Genomic DNA, 18,426 nt, shown 5'->3' on the forward strand with positions numbered 1-18,426 from the left:
ATGATGTTACGCAGCTTCAGCGCTGCTGCTGCCAAGGCTGTGAAGTGATTTGGCCAGCTTCGCGATTTCCCGGCGAAGCGGGTTCTTGGCGGCTGAATTGGCCAGCGGCAAACCATGGTCGCCACTTTGCATGACAGGTTTGCCCCCATCAGGCAGCAGCAGGTCAATTGAGATGCCAAGGCTTTCCCCCATGCGTTTCACGCGGCTTTTTCCGTTCAGGTCGGTGAATTTTGGGGCTCGGTTCAGCGCAAAGCGCAGCTTGTTGAAGGGCAGTTCTTCGGCCTGCAACGCGCGCTTGAGGCGCAGGGCATTCTGAGCGGACCGCATGTCGAGTTCGATCATTGCAAAATACACATGTGCCGCCTGCAAGACCGTTTCCGACCACAAGACCAGCGTCTTGGGCATATCCACAACCACATAGTCGAAATGCGTGCGGGCCATGTCAATCACGCGCTGGATGTCTTCGGGCGTAATCAGGTCCAATGGCACCATGTCGGATGGCGCGGTCAGAACTTGCAGTTTTTCTTCATATGTTTGAAGGGCTTGCGAGAAAACCTCGCTGTCCATCGAATCCGTGTCGGACAGCATTTCAAACACCGTCTCGCGACGCGCCAGGTCCAGATAGGTTGAAACCGTGCCGTATTGCAGATCCAGATCGATCAGACAGACGGACGGGGCATCCTTGTCCGATGCACAGGCCAGCTCCCAGGCCAGGTTCACCGCCAAAGTCGTGGAGCCCACGCCACCGGCAAGTCCCTGAACGACGAACAAAGCGCCTTCCTTTGATTCGCCATTTGCCAATGGAACAGCTGCGGCTTGTGCCATGACAACCGGATCGGGCTGCTTCATGCGTTCTACCGCTTCCTGCAATTCACCTTCCGGAAGCGGGTAGGGGACAAACTCGTCCGCGCCCTTGCGCAGCAGTTGGTGGAGCGAAGCAGGTGTGACGTCCTCGGCGATCAGGACGACCTTGATTTTCTTTTCCTTGGCCCGCGTGATGATTTCACCCATCAATGACAGGTTGTCTTCATCTTCCCCGTCGATTGCCAATGCAACGAATTCAAGCGCTTCGGCTTCTGGCTGGCTGAAAAAGGCCAGCGCTTCGGCAAAACCCAAGTCGCCCCAGCGCTCGCCCAGAATGGTTTCCATGTCTTCAATCAGAAGATCAAAATTCTGGACATCCCGGCTTATGGTGCAGGCCAGGATTGCAGAAGTCTCGTCTTGCGGCGTTGCGCTGGTCATAAACACTATCCTCGTCGTGAGGGCTCAGCATGTCATATGAACGAATTCCGCCAGATTGATGTGCTGTCGCCCCAATACGGTCAAATTTGGCCGCAGGTCACCCTATTGTTCACAAAGTTGCTCTGAAGTTGGGCAAGAATTGGGCGCAAAAGAACCAATTGTAGGGAAATGGGCGACGATGTCGCCCATTTCGCGTATATTATTCACCCGCATCAGATGCGTCTGTCGCGGTCACCTGTTCAATCGTGCTCTTCCACGTCGCGCTTTCAACGTATTCGCGATAAATGACGTTGGCGTATTTGCCGTCCAGCAGTTGCGGGTGACGGTCAACAAAGCCAGAAACTTCCGTTACAGTCCGGCGGTTGCGGCGGTCCCGATTCGGTGTTGCGATCAACGGCTGCGTTTTTCCAAAGGATACAACGGCTTCAAGACGTGAACGCGAGATTCCTTGCCGTTCAAGGAATGCGACTACCGCTTGTGCGCGGCGCATCCCAAGACTCTTGTTGTAGCTTGTTGAGCCTACGGCATCCGTATGTCCGTAAACCCGGAACCTGGCTTCGGGGAACTGTTTGATCCAGTCAGCTTGCTGCAGCAGAATGCGTTGAGCTGATGCATCCAGTTGCGAACTGTTGAAGGCAAAGTTCACTTGACTGGGCACATCTGCGGCAAATCTGCGACCGAGAATCTGAGCATATGTCAACTCGCCGTTTTGAACCTGTATATTGTTCAATGTCGCGTTTCCGAAGGTTCCGGCATCGATCTCGTATCCGGCCTCGCGCGTACATGCGGCAACGGCGACCGTAAGACCCAGTGTGATGATCCACTTCTGCATTGGTCCTATCCTCCTGATCAATCTAGGACGTAGCCGTACGAGCTGCCGAAGTCCTGTTTGGCAACTTCGGATGCTCCGCCGGCTCCGGGACGCTGTGTACGAGCAACCCGACCATTCACGAACAGGTCAAATTCGCTGGGCGGTTTGACACGATCGGTGGGAAGGGCTAGCGCCTCGCCGCGTGTCGGCGTTACAAGATGCGCCGTGATGATTATCACAAGTTCGCTTTGAGCGCGTTGATAGTTCGCGCTGCGAAACAATGCGCCCAGCACCGGTACATCTCCCAGCCACGGAACCTGATTGCTGAGATCAGAAAAATCATCCTGAATCAGACCCGCAATGGCAAAGCTTTCCCCATCGCGCAGTTCAATCGTGGTCGTCGCACGACGGGTAATGAAGCTGGGAACAGAATCGCCGTTGATCGTAAAGTCCGAGCTTTGATCGATGCTGGAAACGGCAGTTCCCATTTCAAGGTTGATCAGGTTACCATCCACAACACGTGGGATGAAGTCCATCTCGACCCCGAAAGCCTTATATTCAATAGCTACGACGCCATCATCCTGTGGTACAGGAATCGGAACTTCGCCGCCGGCCAGGAATGTTGCTTCTTGCCCAGACAGGGCAGACAAATTTGGTTCGGCCAGGCTGCGGGCCAAACCCTTGCTTTCAAGCGCTTCCAGCAACAAGCGAACCTGCGTCGAGCCCGCGCCAAACCCAAACAGAATCGCGCCTGTATTTGTTTGAACGTTTGGGATGTTGTTCGCGATAGCGTTGTTCAGCGAAAGCTGGTTGTTGAGTGTGTTGAAACCGCCGGTAACGTCACTGCCGCCGAAACCAAGCGACGCTGTCAGGTTTTTGGCAACAGTACGATTCATCTCGGCAAAGCGTACTTTCAACATCACTTGCTGCACGCCACCTACAGACATCAGGTTCGATACACGTTCGGGCGCGTAGCGTTCAGCCAATTCAAGTGCGCGGGCCAGTTTGGCGGCGCTTGAAACCGTGCCGGACAGAACGATGCCATCATTGGCGGTGCGCACTTCAATCTGCTCGCTTGGCAGGATCTGACGCAGACGCTCTTTAAATTCGGTTACATCGGGCGAGACCCGGACACGTACGTTGGCAAGCAGATTTCCTGCGCCATCAAACAGTGTCAGCGTGGTCAGGCCAGGGGCCTTACCCAAAACATAGATTGTGCGATCCGAAAGCGAAGAGATATCCGCAATGCCTGCGTTGGCAATGCTGAGCTCTGCAAACGGTTGTTCGCTTTCCACAACAATCGCGCGGTTCATCGGAACGTCCAGCGTTTCCACTGTGCCCTTTTTTACCACGCGAAGGGATTCAGCCCAGGCGGCATCGCCGACCGGGCCCATAACAAGCGACAACCCCAGCAGGGTTGCGCTGATCCAGGAACGTATTGTCATGTGACCTGCCTCTCCGATCACGCCTCGTTTTTTGGGTCTTATGCCCTATGTGCTAAGAGACTGCGCGAAATCCGAATTTATTGCAATAATCAATGGTTTCTGGAATTTTCCTTATGTGGAGAATTGGCAACAACAACAAGAAAAGAGCCGCATCTGAGATGCGGCTCCGATCTTGTAACACTCTGAATTGGCGTCAATTTGTACAGGGGATAGGCACGTTGACAATCTCGCCACCGCGTCGGATGCGCGTCGTGCAGACCTGTTCAACCTCTTCCTTCGGTTCCGGAGCGGCTGCCGTTATTCCAAGCAGTTTGCGCTGATCCACCTCGATTGCCGACGCAACAGAGTCATCCTGTACCCCAACAAGGGCCAGTGACAGCCGCCCGGTGTTCTGGGCCTGCGCGAGTGCTGCGACCTGTTCCGGCGTGGCTGCGACCGTGACTGTGCGTGCAATCGTTGCGCTTGCGACGTCCGAACCAGCGGTCTGGTCGACGGCGATCAGCTGAACGTTGGTTTCGATCAGTTTGGTGATGCCGCCAGAATTCCCTTCTACCGTTCCGCTCGATCCGGTCCAGTAGATGTCGACATTATCGCCGGGGCGCAGGAATCCTGAAACACCAGAGGCCACGTCAACGCTAATCGCAAAGGCGCGCATACCTCTTTCAAGACGAGAGGTCAAACCGGCCGATTCGCCAGGCTGTGTGATCTTGACCTCCATGATCGCCTCATCCTTTTCCATGGTCCTCAGAACATAACGCTCATTGGCGCCTCTTTCGGGAAAGAGCACAGCGAGATCAGAGAATGTACCTGCGGGAATCGCGTTTTCCGGCCAGTCTACGGCGCGAATGTCCTCCTGCGTCAGGCGTTCACCGTATTTCAGCGCACGATTTGAAACGTAAACGGTTACCGTTGGAATGACATCGACTTTGGCATTGGCCAGCGCTTCTTCTGCCGCTTGTTTCTGCCGCGCCAATTCGCTTTGATAAGCCGCAATATAGTTGCGCGCCATGTAAACGGCGCCCCCAGCCAGAGCAACGCCGACAATCAGGACAAGTCCGAATACCGCTCGCATACATGCACCTCTTTCTTATTTAGCCGGATACTAAGCGGCCAAAGGGCCACTTTGAAACAGCCCAAGTGTTAAATGTAAATTGTGTCGAAATGTGGGACAAAAATGTCTGCTTGTTAGATTCTGCGTCAGCTTTCGCACAATTCCGCAAAACGACTGCTGTCATTTCCTTGCGGCAGGCCAGACGAAGAACAACGAAACAAACGCCGCGCCCCAAAAGGTCGCCGCGTTTATTTGCCCTACACGTTCGCCAACAAGCTCAGGAAGGCGCGTGAATGTGAAAACTCGCTGTGGTTCAGTTGGTTCCCGCTGTGACGAGACCGCCAGGCCCGGTGTTCGAGCCGGTGCTGACAACAGAGGAACTCATGGCTTGGTTGATGTTACCGCCGATACCATCAACACTTGAGCTGATGACGAGGTAGGTCGCGCTTGACAGACCGATGAGCACTGCGGTCAAAACCACCCAGTCAACGGTCACCGCTCCTGCTTCGTCCGATTTGAAGCGAGTAAGGAACTTTAGCATCTACTTATCTCCAATACGACAATTCAGTGTTTCCCATAACGTCGCCCAACAGTGGTTCGTTCGGATGGCGGAAATCAGGCCAAAAGTTGATTTTGGTGGAAATATCTAAGATTCTGCACTTTTTCACGTGTTACTTGTTGCAGTGAGACCTGAAAAAGGGCGTGACTAATTCGGTGGCGCTCGTGGTGTGGCGCGCGGAGTCATGTCTATTAGCCTGAATCTTTGCCTCAGGAGGTACCGGTACTTCTGAAACAAAAAAAACCGCGCCTGAAGGCGCGGTCTCGAAATCTTGCTAAACCAAAGGCTTAGTTGGTGCCTGCAGCTGTGATACCACCTGTTGCGGTGTTGCTGCCGGTGCTGATCGACGATGCTTGCAGAGCGGTGTTCACGTCTGTTGCCAGGCCGGTCGCGCCAGCCGAGATCTGCTGGTATGCAACGGCTGCCAGGCCGATGACTGCTGCGGTCAGAACAACCCAGTCAACTGTTACTGCGCCGTCTTCGTCTTTGCGGAAGTTCTTGATGAACTTGATCATGTTACGTCCCTCCTAAAGGATCAAAAAGAGTTTAACAAACCTCGGCGTTCTTCAGAGCTTTCTCTCTCAGGCCGCTCATGTCCGTCTCGGTATGGATTAATGTTTGCCTGTTGTGCGTGGCAGGAATTGGGCCAAACACAGATTTTTTTTCGTGCGGCTTAACTTTTTGGTCACTAAATGCGCAAATCATTGTAAATAAAATAAAAAAAATTTCTTTGATCCGCGCCAAGAGCTCCACAGCGGTGCAAATTTACGCCAAATGAGGCGAAATTGCCCCAATTCGCTTTGTTTTTCTGGCTTTGGGCGAAGATTCGCGGTTCAAATCGCGTAAAAAGAATACATGAGGCAGGCACATGACTCTCCGGAACGCACTTCAATGCGCCGGTGTACTGGCGTTTCTACTATCTGGTGTCGCACCGGGGTATGCGACCGAGGTTGAGCCGCGCGGAGTTTACAAGCGGATCAAAGCGCCCAAGCCGGGTGAGCGTCCTCGCGTGACCATTCAGATCACACCCGAGGAACACGCGGCCAAGCCCTCAGCCCCCAGCACAGGGGTGGAGCTGGTGGTTCCAGAAATCATAGCAAGAACCAAAGTGGTTCAGCCCACAGTGCCGGGAATCGGTGCCGCGCCTGACCCTAAAGGGTCGTACAAGGCATTCTGGGACCGCATTTCACCGCACATTGATGAAGGCGGGGCCGGGCGGCTTGATGCTGCAATAAACGCGCTGGCGGCGACGAATGTTAGATCACCCCGGCTGCAATCGCTGCAAGACATAGCGAAAGAACGTGGGATCGAGATTTTGCGATCAACCGTGGGAACCAATGTGTCGCCAGCTCTGGTGCTGGCTGTCATTTCGGTTGAATCGGCCGGTCGCGCGGATGCCGTCAGTTCGGCAGGTGCACAGGGTCTTATGCAGTTAATGCCCGCCACAGCTGCCCGCTTTGGAGTTAAGGACAGTCTGCAACCCTCGCAGAACATTGCCGGGGGTGTGAAATACCTCAACTGGCTGATGGAAGAGTTCGGAAATGATCCGATTCTGGTTCTGGCCGGTTACAACGCTGGTGAGGGGGCTGTACGTAAACACAGCGGCGTGCCGCCTTATGCCGAAACCCGAGACTATGTGCCCAAGGTTCTGGCCGCTTTCCAGATCGCGCGGGCTTTGTGCGCGACACCGCCGGATCTGATTTCAGATGGGTGCGTGTTCCAGACCTCAAACTGAAAAAGGCCCGCCTCGTTCCGGCGGGCCTTTTCTTTTGTTCAGCCGACGATTGTCGCTTCGGTCGCAGCGCGCATTTCGTCTTCACTGACACCTTCTGCCAGTTCAACGATCCTCAATCCGCCCTCGACCACGTCCAGAACGCCGAGATTGGTGATGATGCGATCCACGACGCCCTTGCCGGTCAGTGGCAGAGTGCATTCCTTCAGGACCTTGCTTTCACCGTGCTTGTTGGTGTGGTCCATAACCACGATCACGCGCCCAACGCCTGCAACCAGATCCATGGCACCGCCCATGCCTTTCACCAGCTTGCCAGGAATCATCCAGTTTGCCAGGTCGCCTTTCTCATCCACTTCCATGGCACCCAGGATCGCAGCAGCGATCTTGCCGCCCCGGATCATCGCAAAGGACGTAGCGCTGTCGAAATAGGCGGTGCGGGACAGTTCGGTGATTGTCTGTTTGCCCGCGTTGATCAGGTCCGGGTCTTCTTCACCCTCGTACGGGAAGGGACCCATACCCAGCATTCCGTTTTCGGATTGCAGAGTGATGTCCTTGTCGCCCACATAGTTCGCCACCAGCGTCGGAATCCCGATGCCGAGGTTCACATACATGCCGTCGTCCAGTTCCTCTGCCGCGCGTGCGGCCATTTGATTGCGGTCCCAGGGCATTATGCGTCCTCCTTCTTGCGGGTGGTGCGCTGTTCGATGCGCTTTTCATGATCGCCCTGAATGATGCGATGCACATAGATGCCGGGCAGGTGGATCTTGTCCGGGTCCAGTGAGCCGCGCGGAACAATCTCTTCCACTTCGGCCACGCAGATCTTGCCGCAGGTGGCTGCGGGCACATTAAAGTTGCGGGCGGTCTTGCGGAACACCAGATTGCCGGTGTCGTCAGCTTTCCAGGCCTTGACGATGGCCAGATCGGCGAAGATTCCTTCCTCAAGGATGTAGGTCTCGCCGTTGAAATCCTTGTGCTCTTTCCCTTCCGCAATCACGGTGCCGACGCCCGTCTTGGTGTAGAAACCGGGAATACCGGCCCCACCGGCGCGCATCCGTTCGGCCAGTGTTCCTTGCGGGTTGAATTCCAGTTCCAGCTCACCGCTCAGATACTGGCGCATGAATTCGGCGTTTTCGCCCACATACGAGCTGATCATCTTTTTGACCTGCTTGGTCTGCAACAGGATGCCGATGCCGAAATCGTCCACACCGGCGTTATTCGACGCAAAGCTCAGGTCTTTGACGCCCGAATCCCTGATGGCAGTAAGCAACAGTTCGGGAATGCCGCACAGGCCAAACCCGCCCGCGGCAATCAGCATGCCATCCGTCAGCACCCCATCGAGTGCCTCGGCGGCATTGGCATAGACTTTCTTCATGGAAAACTCCCCCAATGACATGGTGATGGGCAGGTTTTGCCGCCACGTCATGGGGAAGTCAATGAAACCAGAAGGTTCAGGTATTTCTACGGTAGTTCAGCTTACAATAGTGTCAGTCGGCGATCAGGATTCCGCAGGCGATGCGCCCCCCGGCACCGCCAATGGGTTGGCTAATGTGATCGTCGCCAGCTTCGTGGATGATGAAAGTTGACCCGTCCGCATCCAGCAATGCGCTCCCGTCACCCTCAAGTGAAACAAGGTTTGTAAAGGCCTCCATCTCGCCCACACCATCCTGTCCCACATATAGATTGGGCAGATCGCCGGGCTCGGGGCCCTCAGGGTTCAGCAGCCCATGTGCGCCTTCAACTTTGCCAACATGGCCTTGGGCCGTCTTGAACCCTTCACCGGCCTCGCAGACACCATGGCTGTGCAGGTGTAACCCATGTTTTCCCGGCGGCAGGTCAGTGACGCGTACGTGCAGCAGAACACCATTGGGCCCTTGCGTCGCCTTCGCCTGACCAATGACGTCGCCTTGCGCGTTGATGATTTCGGCTGTGGCAGATTTGACGTGATGCGCGGTCTGGCCCTGCGTGGCAGCCGCAACGCCTATCGCCGCAACAAGAATGGCGGTTCTGAACATGTCTCAACTCCTTTACTGATCAACGCAATCCTGTATCGCGTCAGTCCATAAACACGCAGGCCGGTTCCTTTATTCAGAAACCGGCCTGCGCGCTTTGTGACATGTCCCGGTCAAACGTCCGGATTATTCAGCCGCTTTCTTTGCTGTCTTCTTCGCGGCTGCCTTCTTTTGGGGTGCAGCCTTTTTTTTGGTGCCTTTCTTGGATGCGCGCTCATTGACCAGTTCTATGGCCATTTCCTGCGTCAGCTCTTCGGGCTTGATGTCTTTCGGGATGGTCGCGTTGACCTTTTCCCATTTTACATATGGCCCGTACCGTCCGTCCAGAACCTGCATCGCGCCGCCGTCTGGATGCTCGCCCAGGTCTTTCAAAGCTTTTGCCGCGGCGCGCCCGCGTCCGCCGGGATTGGCCCGTTTCTCGGCCAAAAGCTCAACGGCGCGGTTCATACCGATTTCGAACACATCGTTTGGGTCTTTGAGATTGGCATAGACCGGCTTGGCTTCATCGGCCAGCTGATGCATCAGATAGGGGCCAAAACGCCCGAAGTTCGCTGTGATCATGCCGCCTTCGGGGTGTTCACCGATCTGACGGGGCAGGGACAGAAGCGTCAGCGCCTTGTCCAGATCCATGTCATCCTTGCTCCAGCCGCGTGGAAGCGAGGAGCGCGGCGGCTTCTTGTTCTCGGGCGTGGGTTCGCCTCGCTGGACATACGGCCCAAAGCGACCGGATTTCAGCCAGATCTCATCCCCGGCGTCTTCGCCCAGCAATTGTTCGTCGCCTTCCGCGCCTTCACCGGCGATGGGCCGTGTATAGTTGCACTCCGGATAATTGCCGCAGCCCACGAACCCGCCAGTGCGCGAGGTTTTCAAGTGCAATTGCCCCAAACCGCATTTCGGGCAGATGCGCGGGTCGGACCCGTCCTCACGCGGGGGGTAAAGCTGTGGCGCCAATGCTTCGTCCAGCTTGTCCAGCACTTCCGAGATGCGCAGTTCGGATGTTTCACCAATCGCTACTGAGAAATCACGCCAGAACTTGCCCAGCAGATCCTTGTAGTCACGATCACCGGCGCTGACGTCATCCAGTTGCTCTTCCAGATTCGCGGTGAACTCGTAGCCAACATACTGGCGGAAGAAATTCAGCAGAAAGATAGTGACGATCCGGCCCTTTTCCTCAGGGATCAGCCGGTTCTTGTCCTTGCGTACATATTCGCGGTCCTGAATCGTGGTCACGATCGAGGCATAGGTCGACGGACGTCCGATCCCCAGCTCCTCCATCCGCTTGACCAAAGTGGCCTCGGTATAGCGCGGCGGCGGTTGCGTGTGATGCTGCAACGCCAGAACGGCTTCGTTATCTGCCATGATTGCGGCTTTGTCCGACTCGCTGGTGGCCTTGGCAAACTGATCGCGCAACGTAGTTTTGGAAAAGCGCGCGGGGTCGCCCTTCATGATCTGCGGCAGGCGCTTTTCGTCATCATCGGCGACATCATCGCGGCCTTCCTCATAGACGCGCATGAATCCGTCGAACAATACCACCTGACCGGTGGCACGCAGACCGACCTGACCGTCGTCACTGCCAATCTCGACCGTGGTGCGCTCCAACCGTGCTGCCGCCATCTGGCAGGCAATTGTCCGTTTCCAGATCAGATCATAAAGCTTGCGCTGATCTTCATCCGTGACCTTCAGCGCCTTGGCATCACGCGTCATATCCGTGGGGCGGATACACTCGTGTGCTTCCTGCGCGTTTTTGGCCTTGTTCTTGTACATACGCGGGCTGTCCGGCACATATTCTGCACCGTATCGATCCGCGATGGTGTCGCGCGTTGCCGTCACGGCCTCGGGGGCCATGTCGATCCCGTCGGTTCGCATATAGGTAATGTATCCGGCCTCATAGAGGCGCTGCGCCACCTGCATCGCATGGCGCGCGCCCATGCCGAATTTGCGGCTGGCCTCCTGTTGCAGGGTCGAAGTCATGAACGGCGCGCTTGGATTGCGCGCGGCGGGCTTGGCTTCGACCGAAGTCACACGCAGCGCGCGGCTGGTGACGGCCTGAACCGCCAGTTCGGCCCGTGTTGCGTTGGTCAGATCGTGCTTGTCCAGTTTCTTGCCCGCCAAAGTGACCAGCCGCGCCTCATAGGTCTGACCACGCGGTGTCTCGAACAGGGCCCGGACCGACCAGTATTCGACCGGCTTGAACGCTTCGATCTCCATCTCACGCTCGACGATCAGGCGCAGACAGACCGATTGCACCCGACCTGCGGATTTTGCACCGGGCAGTTTGCGCCACAGAACCGGCGACAGGTTGAAGCCAACAAGGTAATCCAAGGCGCGGCGCGCCAGATACGCTTCGACCAGGGGCATATCGACATCGCGCGGGTTTTTCATCGCCTCGGTCACTGCCTCTTTGGTGATGGCGTTGAAGGTCACCCGGCTGACCGGTGTATCTTTCTTGATCGATCGGCGCTTGGTCAGCGCTTCCTGCAAGTGCCAACTGATCGCCTCGCCCTCACGATCAGGGTCGGTGGCGAGGATCAGCGCGTTGTCTTCTTTCAGCGCGTCGGCGATGGCCTTTACATGTTTGCGGCTGTCATTGCCCACTTCCCATGTCATGCAAAATCCATGGTCCGGATCGACCGATCCGTCCTTTGGCGGCAGGTCCCGCACATGGCCGTAAGAGGCCAGAACGGTGTAGTCAGGGCCGAGATACTTATTGATTGTTTTTGCTTTGGCCGGAGATTCTACAACAACTACGGGCATTTAAGGGGAAACCTCGCTCGACGAATTTGGCGCCTTTTATGGTGGTGCAAAATGTGTGGGGCAAGCGGGGATTGTCAATGCGTTCCTTTGGCAGGCGGAAAAGCGACGTGATTTCAGCATGATACCCGCGCCGACTGGCAAGCAGAGCGTTCGGCTGGGCATTCTTGCCTTCCATCCAAGTCAGCTTGCCAGAGACAACAACCCGCCCGGCTGGCGCTGGATTCGTCCGTCCAGTTCAAGGTCGACCAGCGCTGGCCCCAGATCCCCTGCCGAGGCCGCAATATCGCGCAGCAACTGGTCTTCGGCGATGGGGGAAGGTCCCAGCCGCTCAAGGATTTGCGCCTGCAAATCCTGTGCGGCAGGCCGTGGCTGCTTGGCAGGTGGCAGCTCGGGTTTTGCAAAGATCGGATCACCGTGCCGTGGCAGGGCCTCGACAACGTCGTCCACCGACCGGACCAGCGTTGCACCGTCCCGAATCAAAAGGTTGCACCCGGCAGCGCGGGCGTCGAACGGGTGGCCGGGCACGGCCAGAACCTCGCGCCCCTGATCCAGGGCGTCACGCGCCGTGATCAGGCTTCCGGATTTGGCGGCTGCCTCAACCACCACGACAGCTTGGGCCAGGCCCGAGATGATACGGTTGCGGCGCGGAAAATGCCTGGCCTGAGGCGTCACGCCCATCGGCTGTTCCGACAGCCGCAGTCCCTTGGTTGCAATATTATGCGCCAGTTCCGTGTTCTCGGCCGGGTAAATGACATCAACACCACCCGCCATGACGGCAACTGTGCCGGTGTCCAGCGACGCCATATGCGCCGCCGTATCAATACCGCGCGCTAGACCCGAAACAATCACATGGCCCTTTTCGCCCAAGGCGCGCGCCAGACCACGCGCCATCCGCACGCCCAACGAGGAACAGTTGCGCGCGCCCACCATCGCAATCGCCGGTTTCTGCAACAGCGACACATCCCCGATGGCCCAAAGCAAGGGCGGGGCATCGGATAGGTCGTTCAATGCGTCGGGGAAATCCGCGGACCCAAGGCACAAAAGCCGCGCTTTGGCGGCTTCTGCGGCCCTGAGTTCCGCCTCGATCACGCCGGGGGGGCAGGTTTCATACCCTTCTATTCCGGCGGCGCGTGCCATTTCAGGCAGCGCGGCCAGCGCGTTCTGCGCCGAGCCATGTTCGCGCATCAGCCGACGAAACGTCGCCGGGCCGACCTTGCGCGAGCGCAACAGGCGAAGCCACGAAAACCGTTCCTCTTCCGTGGTGGGTGGGAGTGGGGGGTGATTGGAAGAAAGCTGCTCTTCGGTCATCCGTTGCTCCGCCTGATTGCAGAACTGGTTTACGGGACAGGGGGTTAACAGCCTCTGAATCGCAGATAATTAGCAGCGATTTATCTGTATTTCTCGGGGAATGCACCGGTTAAGTGTCTGAAAGTAAATAAAAGAAAATTAACCAACCGGCGCTCAAATTAATAGCGCCGGTTGGAACGCTGTCGAATCAAAGTGGCGTATGGTTAACCCTGCGCCTGCCGTTGCGCTTGTCTTCCGACTCAGGCTGCCGACCCGCCGACAGTCAGCCCGTCCATCAGCACTGTCGGTTGACCCACACCCACGGGCACCCATTGACCGTCCTTGCCGCAGGTGCCCATACCCGGATCCAAAGCCATATCATTGCCAAGGCCGCGGATACGTTTCAACGCCGAAGGCCCGTCGCCGATCAGCGTGGCCCCTTTGACAGGCGCTCCGATCTTGCCGTTTTCGACCCGATACGCCTCGGTACACGAGAAAACGAACTTGCCGTTGGTGATGTCGACCTGGCCGCCTCCGAATCCAACCGCCCAGATGCCGTCTTTAATATCTGCCACCAAAGCTGCCGGATCAGCGTCGCCCCCCAACATGATCGTATTGGTCATGCGGGGCATTGGCTTGTGCGCATAGCTTTGCCGCCGCCCGTTGCCCGTGGGCGCAACGCCCATCAGCCGGGCGTTTTGCCGATCCTGCATGTAGCCGGTCAGGATGCCGTCCTCGATCAGCACGGTGCGTGAGCTGGGCGTGCCCTCATCATCCACAGTGATCGAGCCGCGACGGTCGGCAATCGTGCCGTCATCCACCACGGTCACGCCCTTGGATGCAATCTGTTGCCCCATCAGCCCGGCAAAGGCCGAGCTTCCCTTGCGGTTGAAATCGCCCTCTAGCCCGTGACCGATGGCTTCGTGCAGCAAAATACCGGGCCAGCCGGGGCCAAGTGCAACCTCCATCACGCCGGCAGGCGCGGGAACCGCGTCCAGATTGACCAACGCGATGCGCAGGGCTTCGCGCGCCTTGGCCTGCCAGTCGGCCGGGTCGATCAGCCCGCTTAGGCCAACCCGCCCGCCGCCACCGGCCGATCCGCTTTCGCGCCGCCCGTCCTGTTCAACAATGACCGAGACATTCACGCGCGTCATGGGGCGCACGTCACGCACCATCACACCATCGGGTCGCAGAATTTCCACCTCCTGCACGGCGGCTGCGATCATTGCGCTAACCTGAACCACCCGCGGATCCAGGTCGCGGGCAAAGGCGTCAATCTCCCGCAGGGTTTCGATTTTCACCGGGAAGGCGGCAGATTCGATTGGGTCTTCGTCCGTGTACAAGCGCGTATTCGTGGGCCGGGGGGCTTCGGCGAGCGTTCCGCCTCCATCGCCAACCGCCAGTCGCGCGGTCTCGGCAGCACGTTTCAGCGCGGCTATCGATACATCAGTCGAATGCGCGTACCCCGCCACTTCGCCCTGAACGGCGCGCAGACCAAACCCCTCGGATGCGTCATAAGACGCGGTGCGAAGACGCCCGTCGTCAAACACCAGAGATTCGGATTTCCGACGCTCGACAAACAGCTCTCCATCCTCGGCCCCGTCCGTTGCCGAACGCAATATGGCCAGTGCTTCATCTTGCGGCAGGGCGCTCTCAAAGGGGCGAAACGGGGCTTCAGGCATGGGTAGCGACCTTTCGGGTTTGATCCAGATCAAAAATAGCGTCTGTTTGACGCAAGCATTTTGCTTTATCTACCCGCTGGAATATGGTTTTTAACGCGGCCAAAGACAACGGGAGAGGTGCGACCGATTCACACCTTTCCGTCAGGGACGCAAAGATCAAACGATCAGGACAGAACATGAAGAATGCTTTGATGCTTTCAGGGTTTATGACAGCCCTCTCCAGCCTACCCGCCATGGCTCAGGAGCTTGAGATTATTGGCAAGCCGGTAGACGGCGGCATGGGCTTTCAGCCCGCGGCCACCAGCCTTGCCACAGGAATCCAGAAGCTGGACAGCATGATTCTTGTGATCATCACCGCGGTCTGTCTGCTGGTTGCAGCTTTGCTGGTCTATTGCATCGTGCGCTACAATCAGCGCGCAAATCCGACCCCGGCACGTTTCTCGCACTATACCCCTGTTGAAATCGCCTGGACCCTGGGTCCGATCTTGATTCTGGTGTTTATTGGCGCGTTCTCGTTGCCAGTTCTTTTCAAACAGCAGGAAATCCCGGAAGGTGACATCACCATCAAAGTCGTCGGCAACCAGTGGTACTGGACCTACGAATATGTTGATCACGATTTCGCATTCGACAGCTATCTGCTGGGCCATCCGGCGACCCTGGACGAGGGCGCACGCCCCGCAGATGCGGATGTAACGCCGTTTGTTCTGGATGACGCAATGCGCGCCAAGCTGATCGATGCAGGCTACAGCGATGATGAATGGCTGCTGGCCACGGACACCGCAGTAGTCGTTCCGGTCGGCAAGGTCATCGTGATGCAGGTGACTGCATCCGACGTGATCCACTCGTGGACCATCCCGGCCTTTGGCGTAAAGCAGGACGGTGTGCCCGGACGTCTGGCCGAGCTGTGGTTTCAGGCCGACAAGGAAGGCATCTATTTTGGTCAGTGTTCGGAACTGTGTGGCAAGGACCACGCCTATATGCCGATTACCGTCAAGGTCGTAAGCCAGGAAGTCTATGACGAATGGCTGCAGGGCGCGATCGAAGAATACGCGGGCCTGCCGCAAAGCTATCAGGTCGCCTCGAACTGAGCGCGATAGGGGCGGGTTGAACCCCGTCTGACACAAAACTCAGACTGCGCGGGCGATCCGCGCAGTTTTCGCCCCAAAAGGACCGGAAATGACCGACGCAAGCATCAATGCCAGCACAGTGACCGCCCGGGCGGACGAGGCCGGCTTTGGCGATTACTTCGCCCTGCTGAAGCCGCGCGTGATGTCGCTGGTCGTGTTCACGGCATTGGTCGGTTTGTTGGCGGCGCCTGTTCCTGTCCATCCCTTCGTCGGTTTTTGCGCCATCCTGTTCATCGCTATCGGCGGCGGAGCATCAGGCGCGCTGAACATGTGGTGGGACGCGGATATCGACCGTGTCATGAAGCGCACCAAGTCCCGCCCGATCCCTTCTGGCAAGGTCGAGGAAGGCGAGGCGCTGGCCGTTGGTCTGGCTCTGTCGGGTCTGTCGGTGATCATGCTGGGCCTTGCGACCAACTGGTTCGCAGGCGCGTTTCTGGCCTTCACCATCTTCTTCTATGTTGTCGTCTACACGATGTGGCTGAAGCGTTCGACGCCGCAGAACATCGTGATCGGTGGCGCAGCTGGCGCGTTCCCTCCGGTGATTGGCTGGGTGGCCGCCACGGGATCGATGTCGGTCGAGCCTTGGCTGATGTTTGCCCTGACCTTCATGTGGACGCCGCCGCATTTCTGGGCGCTGGCCCTGTTCATGCGCTCGGACTATGACGACGCGGGCGTGCCGATGCTGACCGTCACCCACGGTCGCCGGGCGACACGTGTCCATATCCTAGTCTATACAGCACTGCTGGCCCTGCTGGCCGTCGGAACTGCATTTTCGGGCATTGGCGGCCCGATCTATCTGACCGTTGCATTGGTTCTGAACATCCTGTTCCTGCGGGGCGCGTGGAAAATCTCGCGCCGGACCGAGGACGATTCCGAGGCCGATAACTTCAAGGTTGAACGCGGTTTCTTCAAGCTGTCGCTGCTGTATCTGTTCCTGCATTTCGGTGCCGTTCTGGCCGAAGCCTTGCTAAAACCCTATGGTCTGGGGGGATGGTCATGAGCCTTCGCAAAGACCACGAGCTGCATCAGCGCCGGTTCAGCCGCAATCTGGGTGTGGGCCTGACGCTGGCTGCCTTTATCGTGATTATCTTTGGCCTGACCATCGTCAAGGTCTCGGGCACTGATTTCAACAGGGCGACGCAAGAGGTTCAGAACTGATGGCGTTGTCCGGTCCTCAGAAAACGGTTGTCCAGACCGTCGGCGTGGTTGTCCTGATGGGCAGTCTCGCCTGGGCATCGGTGCCGTTTTACAACTGGTTCTGCCGGGTGACCGGATTTGGCGGCACCACTGGTGTTGCCGAAACCGCCCCCGATACCATTCTGGATCGCACAGTTACCATCCGCTTTGACGCGTCCAAGGCCAAGGATATGGAATGGGAGTTCAAGCCGGTCGTGCGCGAGATGGATGTGCGCATCGGCGAAACCGGCCTCGCCTTTTACGAGGCCTATAACCCGACAGACCGCCCCATTGCCGGGCAGGCGTCTTACAACGTGGCCCCCTATTCTGCGGGTGGGTATTTCCAGAAGATTGCCTGTTTCTGCTTTGAAGAACAGGTGCTGCAACCTGGCGAACGCGTTGAGATGCCAGTGACGTTCTTCGTCGACCCGGAAATGGTCGAGGATCTTGAAGCCAAGTATGTTCATACGATCACGCTGTCGTATACATTCTACGAAATTGACCTGCCCGAGGGCTATGCCGCCCTCGATGCGCAGGCAGATACAAACACGAACTAACGCCTGTAGGTGAGGGACGCTGATGGCACACGCTAAAAACCACGATTATCACATTCTGGCCCCGTCGATCTGGCCTCTGATCGGCGCCGTCGGCGGCTTTGTCATGCTGTTCGGAGCCGTTCTCTGGATGCAAGGCATCACGCCCTTCATGTTCTGGGCCGGTCTGGCAGCGGTGCTTTATACGATGTTCGCCTGGTGGTCGGATGTGGTCGCAGAAAGCCGTCAGGGCGATCACACGCCTGTTGTCCGCATCGGTCTGCGTTACGGCTTCATCCTGTTCGTCATGTCCGAGGTGATGTTCTTTTTCGCCTGGTTCTGGTCGTTCTTCAAACATCGCATGTACCCGATGTACGACTATACAGGCACCGAATACATCCAGCCGGATATTCATGCGGTTGACCCGTTCCACCTGCCGCTGATCAACACTCTGGTCCTGTTGCTGTCAGGCTGTGCGATCACCTGGGCGCACCATGCACTGGTGCATGACAATGACCGCAAGGCGCTGATCAATGGTCTGGCCATTGGCATTGTGCTGGGCATCGCCTTTACCTTCTTGCAGGGCTATGAATACGCCGAACTGCTCAAGCATGAAGGCTGGGAATTCGGCGGCGACCAGTTCTATTCCAACTTCTTCATGGCAACGGGTTTCCACGGCGCACATGTGATCATCGGGACGATCTTCCTGACCGTCTGCCTGATCCGCGCGCTGAAGGGTGACTTCACCCCGGAAAAACACGTCGGGTTCGAAGCTGCGGCTTGGTACTGGCACTTCGTCGACGTTGTCTGGCTGTTCCTGTTCTTTGCCGTCTACATCTGGGGCCAGGCTCCGCTGATGTAGCGCCGGTCAGGCCGATCAATTGCAAAAGCCGCCCCAAGGGGCGGCTTTTTCTCTATGCGGGGCGCAAGATTGCGCCCCATACAATTGCGTGGTTGCAATTCAGCCCGCACGCCCCTTAACAAGACGCCGGTTCCTGAAAAGAAGTTTGGTCCTGAC

The 18,426-nt window shown here is 57.3% G+C and carries 18 protein-coding genes; 6 read left to right on the forward strand and 12 right to left on the reverse strand.

Features of this window, described 5'->3' with window-relative positions; genetic code table 11:
* Positions 1 to 6 precede the first annotated feature (6 nt).
* From ACR0NZ_RS10815 to ACR0NZ_RS10840, 6 genes are all read right to left on the reverse strand, one after another.
* Positions 7 to 1,242 (reverse strand): CpaE/TadZ family protein, encoded by a 1,236-nt coding sequence (locus ACR0NZ_RS10815; protein ID WP_480518844.1) that lies wholly within the window; start codon positions 1,240 to 1,242, stop codon positions 7 to 9.
* Between the two features lie 199 nt (positions 1,243 to 1,441).
* Entirely contained in the window at positions 1,442 to 2,074 is a 633-nt protein-coding gene (locus ACR0NZ_RS10820; RefSeq protein ID WP_480518846.1) for an OmpA family protein, read from the reverse strand.
* Between the two features lie 17 nt (positions 2,075 to 2,091).
* Entirely contained in the window at positions 2,092 to 3,498 is a 1,407-nt protein-coding gene (locus ACR0NZ_RS10825) for a type II and III secretion system protein family protein (protein WP_480518848.1), read from the reverse strand.
* 193 nt (positions 3,499 to 3,691) lie between these two features.
* Positions 3,692 to 4,570 (reverse strand): Flp pilus assembly protein CpaB, encoded by an 879-nt coding sequence (gene cpaB / locus ACR0NZ_RS10830; protein ID WP_480518850.1) that lies wholly within the window; start codon positions 4,568 to 4,570, stop codon positions 3,692 to 3,694.
* Positions 4,571 to 4,862: 292 nt separating this feature from the next.
* Positions 4,863 to 5,090 (reverse strand): hypothetical protein, encoded by a 228-nt coding sequence (locus tag ACR0NZ_RS10835; RefSeq protein WP_480518852.1) that lies wholly within the window; start codon positions 5,088 to 5,090, stop codon positions 4,863 to 4,865.
* 305 nt (positions 5,091 to 5,395) lie between these two features.
* Positions 5,396 to 5,623, reverse strand: coding sequence for a Flp family type IVb pilin (locus tag ACR0NZ_RS10840; RefSeq protein WP_171724432.1), 228 nt, complete (start codon positions 5,621 to 5,623; stop codon positions 5,396 to 5,398).
* Between the two features lie 353 nt (positions 5,624 to 5,976).
* Between ACR0NZ_RS10840 and ACR0NZ_RS10845 the strand changes: the two genes are divergently transcribed.
* The gene (locus ACR0NZ_RS10845; RefSeq protein ID WP_480518854.1) at positions 5,977 to 6,843 is read left to right on the forward strand and encodes a lytic transglycosylase domain-containing protein; all 867 of its coding nucleotides are present in this window, start codon (positions 5,977 to 5,979) and stop codon (positions 6,841 to 6,843) included.
* Between the two features lie 38 nt (positions 6,844 to 6,881).
* Here the strand turns inward: ACR0NZ_RS10845 and ACR0NZ_RS10850 are convergent, their stop codons facing one another.
* From ACR0NZ_RS10850 to tldD, 6 genes are all read right to left on the reverse strand, one after another.
* Positions 6,882 to 7,508, reverse strand: a complete 627-nt coding sequence (locus ACR0NZ_RS10850) for a 3-oxoacid CoA-transferase subunit B (RefSeq protein WP_480473704.1) — start codon at positions 7,506 to 7,508, stop codon at positions 6,882 to 6,884.
* Positions 7,508 to 8,212, reverse strand: a complete 705-nt coding sequence (locus ACR0NZ_RS10855; RefSeq protein WP_480518856.1) for a CoA transferase subunit A — start codon at positions 8,210 to 8,212, stop codon at positions 7,508 to 7,510. The genes ACR0NZ_RS10850 and ACR0NZ_RS10855 overlap by 1 nt, the downstream gene beginning before the upstream one ends.
* Positions 8,213 to 8,324: 112 nt before the next feature.
* A complete protein-coding gene (locus ACR0NZ_RS10860) occupies positions 8,325 to 8,852 on the reverse strand; it encodes a superoxide dismutase family protein (protein ID WP_480473702.1) in 528 nt (175 codons plus the stop codon).
* A gap of 123 nt (positions 8,853 to 8,975) precedes the next feature.
* Positions 8,976 to 11,603, reverse strand: coding sequence for a type I DNA topoisomerase (topA, locus tag ACR0NZ_RS10865; protein WP_480518858.1), 2,628 nt, complete (start codon positions 11,601 to 11,603; stop codon positions 8,976 to 8,978).
* 180 nt (positions 11,604 to 11,783) lie between these two features.
* Positions 11,784 to 12,911 (reverse strand): DNA-processing protein DprA, encoded by a 1,128-nt coding sequence (gene dprA / locus ACR0NZ_RS10870; protein WP_480518860.1) that lies wholly within the window; start codon positions 12,909 to 12,911, stop codon positions 11,784 to 11,786.
* Positions 12,912 to 13,150: 239 nt separating this feature from the next.
* The gene (gene tldD / locus ACR0NZ_RS10875; RefSeq protein ID WP_267363048.1) at positions 13,151 to 14,572 is read right to left on the reverse strand and encodes a metalloprotease TldD; all 1,422 of its coding nucleotides are present in this window, start codon (positions 14,570 to 14,572) and stop codon (positions 13,151 to 13,153) included.
* 176 nt (positions 14,573 to 14,748) lie between these two features.
* Here tldD and coxB point away from each other — a divergent pair, with 176 nt between their 5' ends.
* From coxB to ACR0NZ_RS10900, 5 genes are all read left to right on the forward strand, one after another.
* Positions 14,749 to 15,660, forward strand: a complete 912-nt coding sequence (gene coxB, locus ACR0NZ_RS10880; protein WP_480473697.1) for a cytochrome c oxidase subunit II — start codon at positions 14,749 to 14,751, stop codon at positions 15,658 to 15,660.
* Between the two features lie 88 nt (positions 15,661 to 15,748).
* Positions 15,749 to 16,699, forward strand: a complete 951-nt coding sequence (cyoE, locus tag ACR0NZ_RS10885; RefSeq protein WP_480518862.1) for a heme o synthase — start codon at positions 15,749 to 15,751, stop codon at positions 16,697 to 16,699.
* The gene (locus ACR0NZ_RS10890; RefSeq protein WP_267363054.1) at positions 16,696 to 16,857 is read left to right on the forward strand and encodes a hypothetical protein; all 162 of its coding nucleotides are present in this window, start codon (positions 16,696 to 16,698) and stop codon (positions 16,855 to 16,857) included. Before cyoE ends, ACR0NZ_RS10890 begins: the two co-directional genes overlap by 4 nt.
* Complete coding sequence (locus ACR0NZ_RS10895) at positions 16,857 to 17,432, forward strand: cytochrome c oxidase assembly protein (protein ID WP_480484379.1); 576 nt, start codon at positions 16,857 to 16,859, stop codon at positions 17,430 to 17,432. Before ACR0NZ_RS10890 ends, ACR0NZ_RS10895 begins: the two co-directional genes overlap by 1 nt.
* 22 nt (positions 17,433 to 17,454) lie before the next feature.
* A complete protein-coding gene (locus ACR0NZ_RS10900; protein ID WP_480518864.1) occupies positions 17,455 to 18,270 on the forward strand; it encodes a cytochrome c oxidase subunit 3 in 816 nt (271 codons plus the stop codon).
* Positions 18,271 to 18,426: the final 156 nt, after the last annotated feature.

The organism is Ruegeria sp. AE3 (assembly GCF_056542225.1).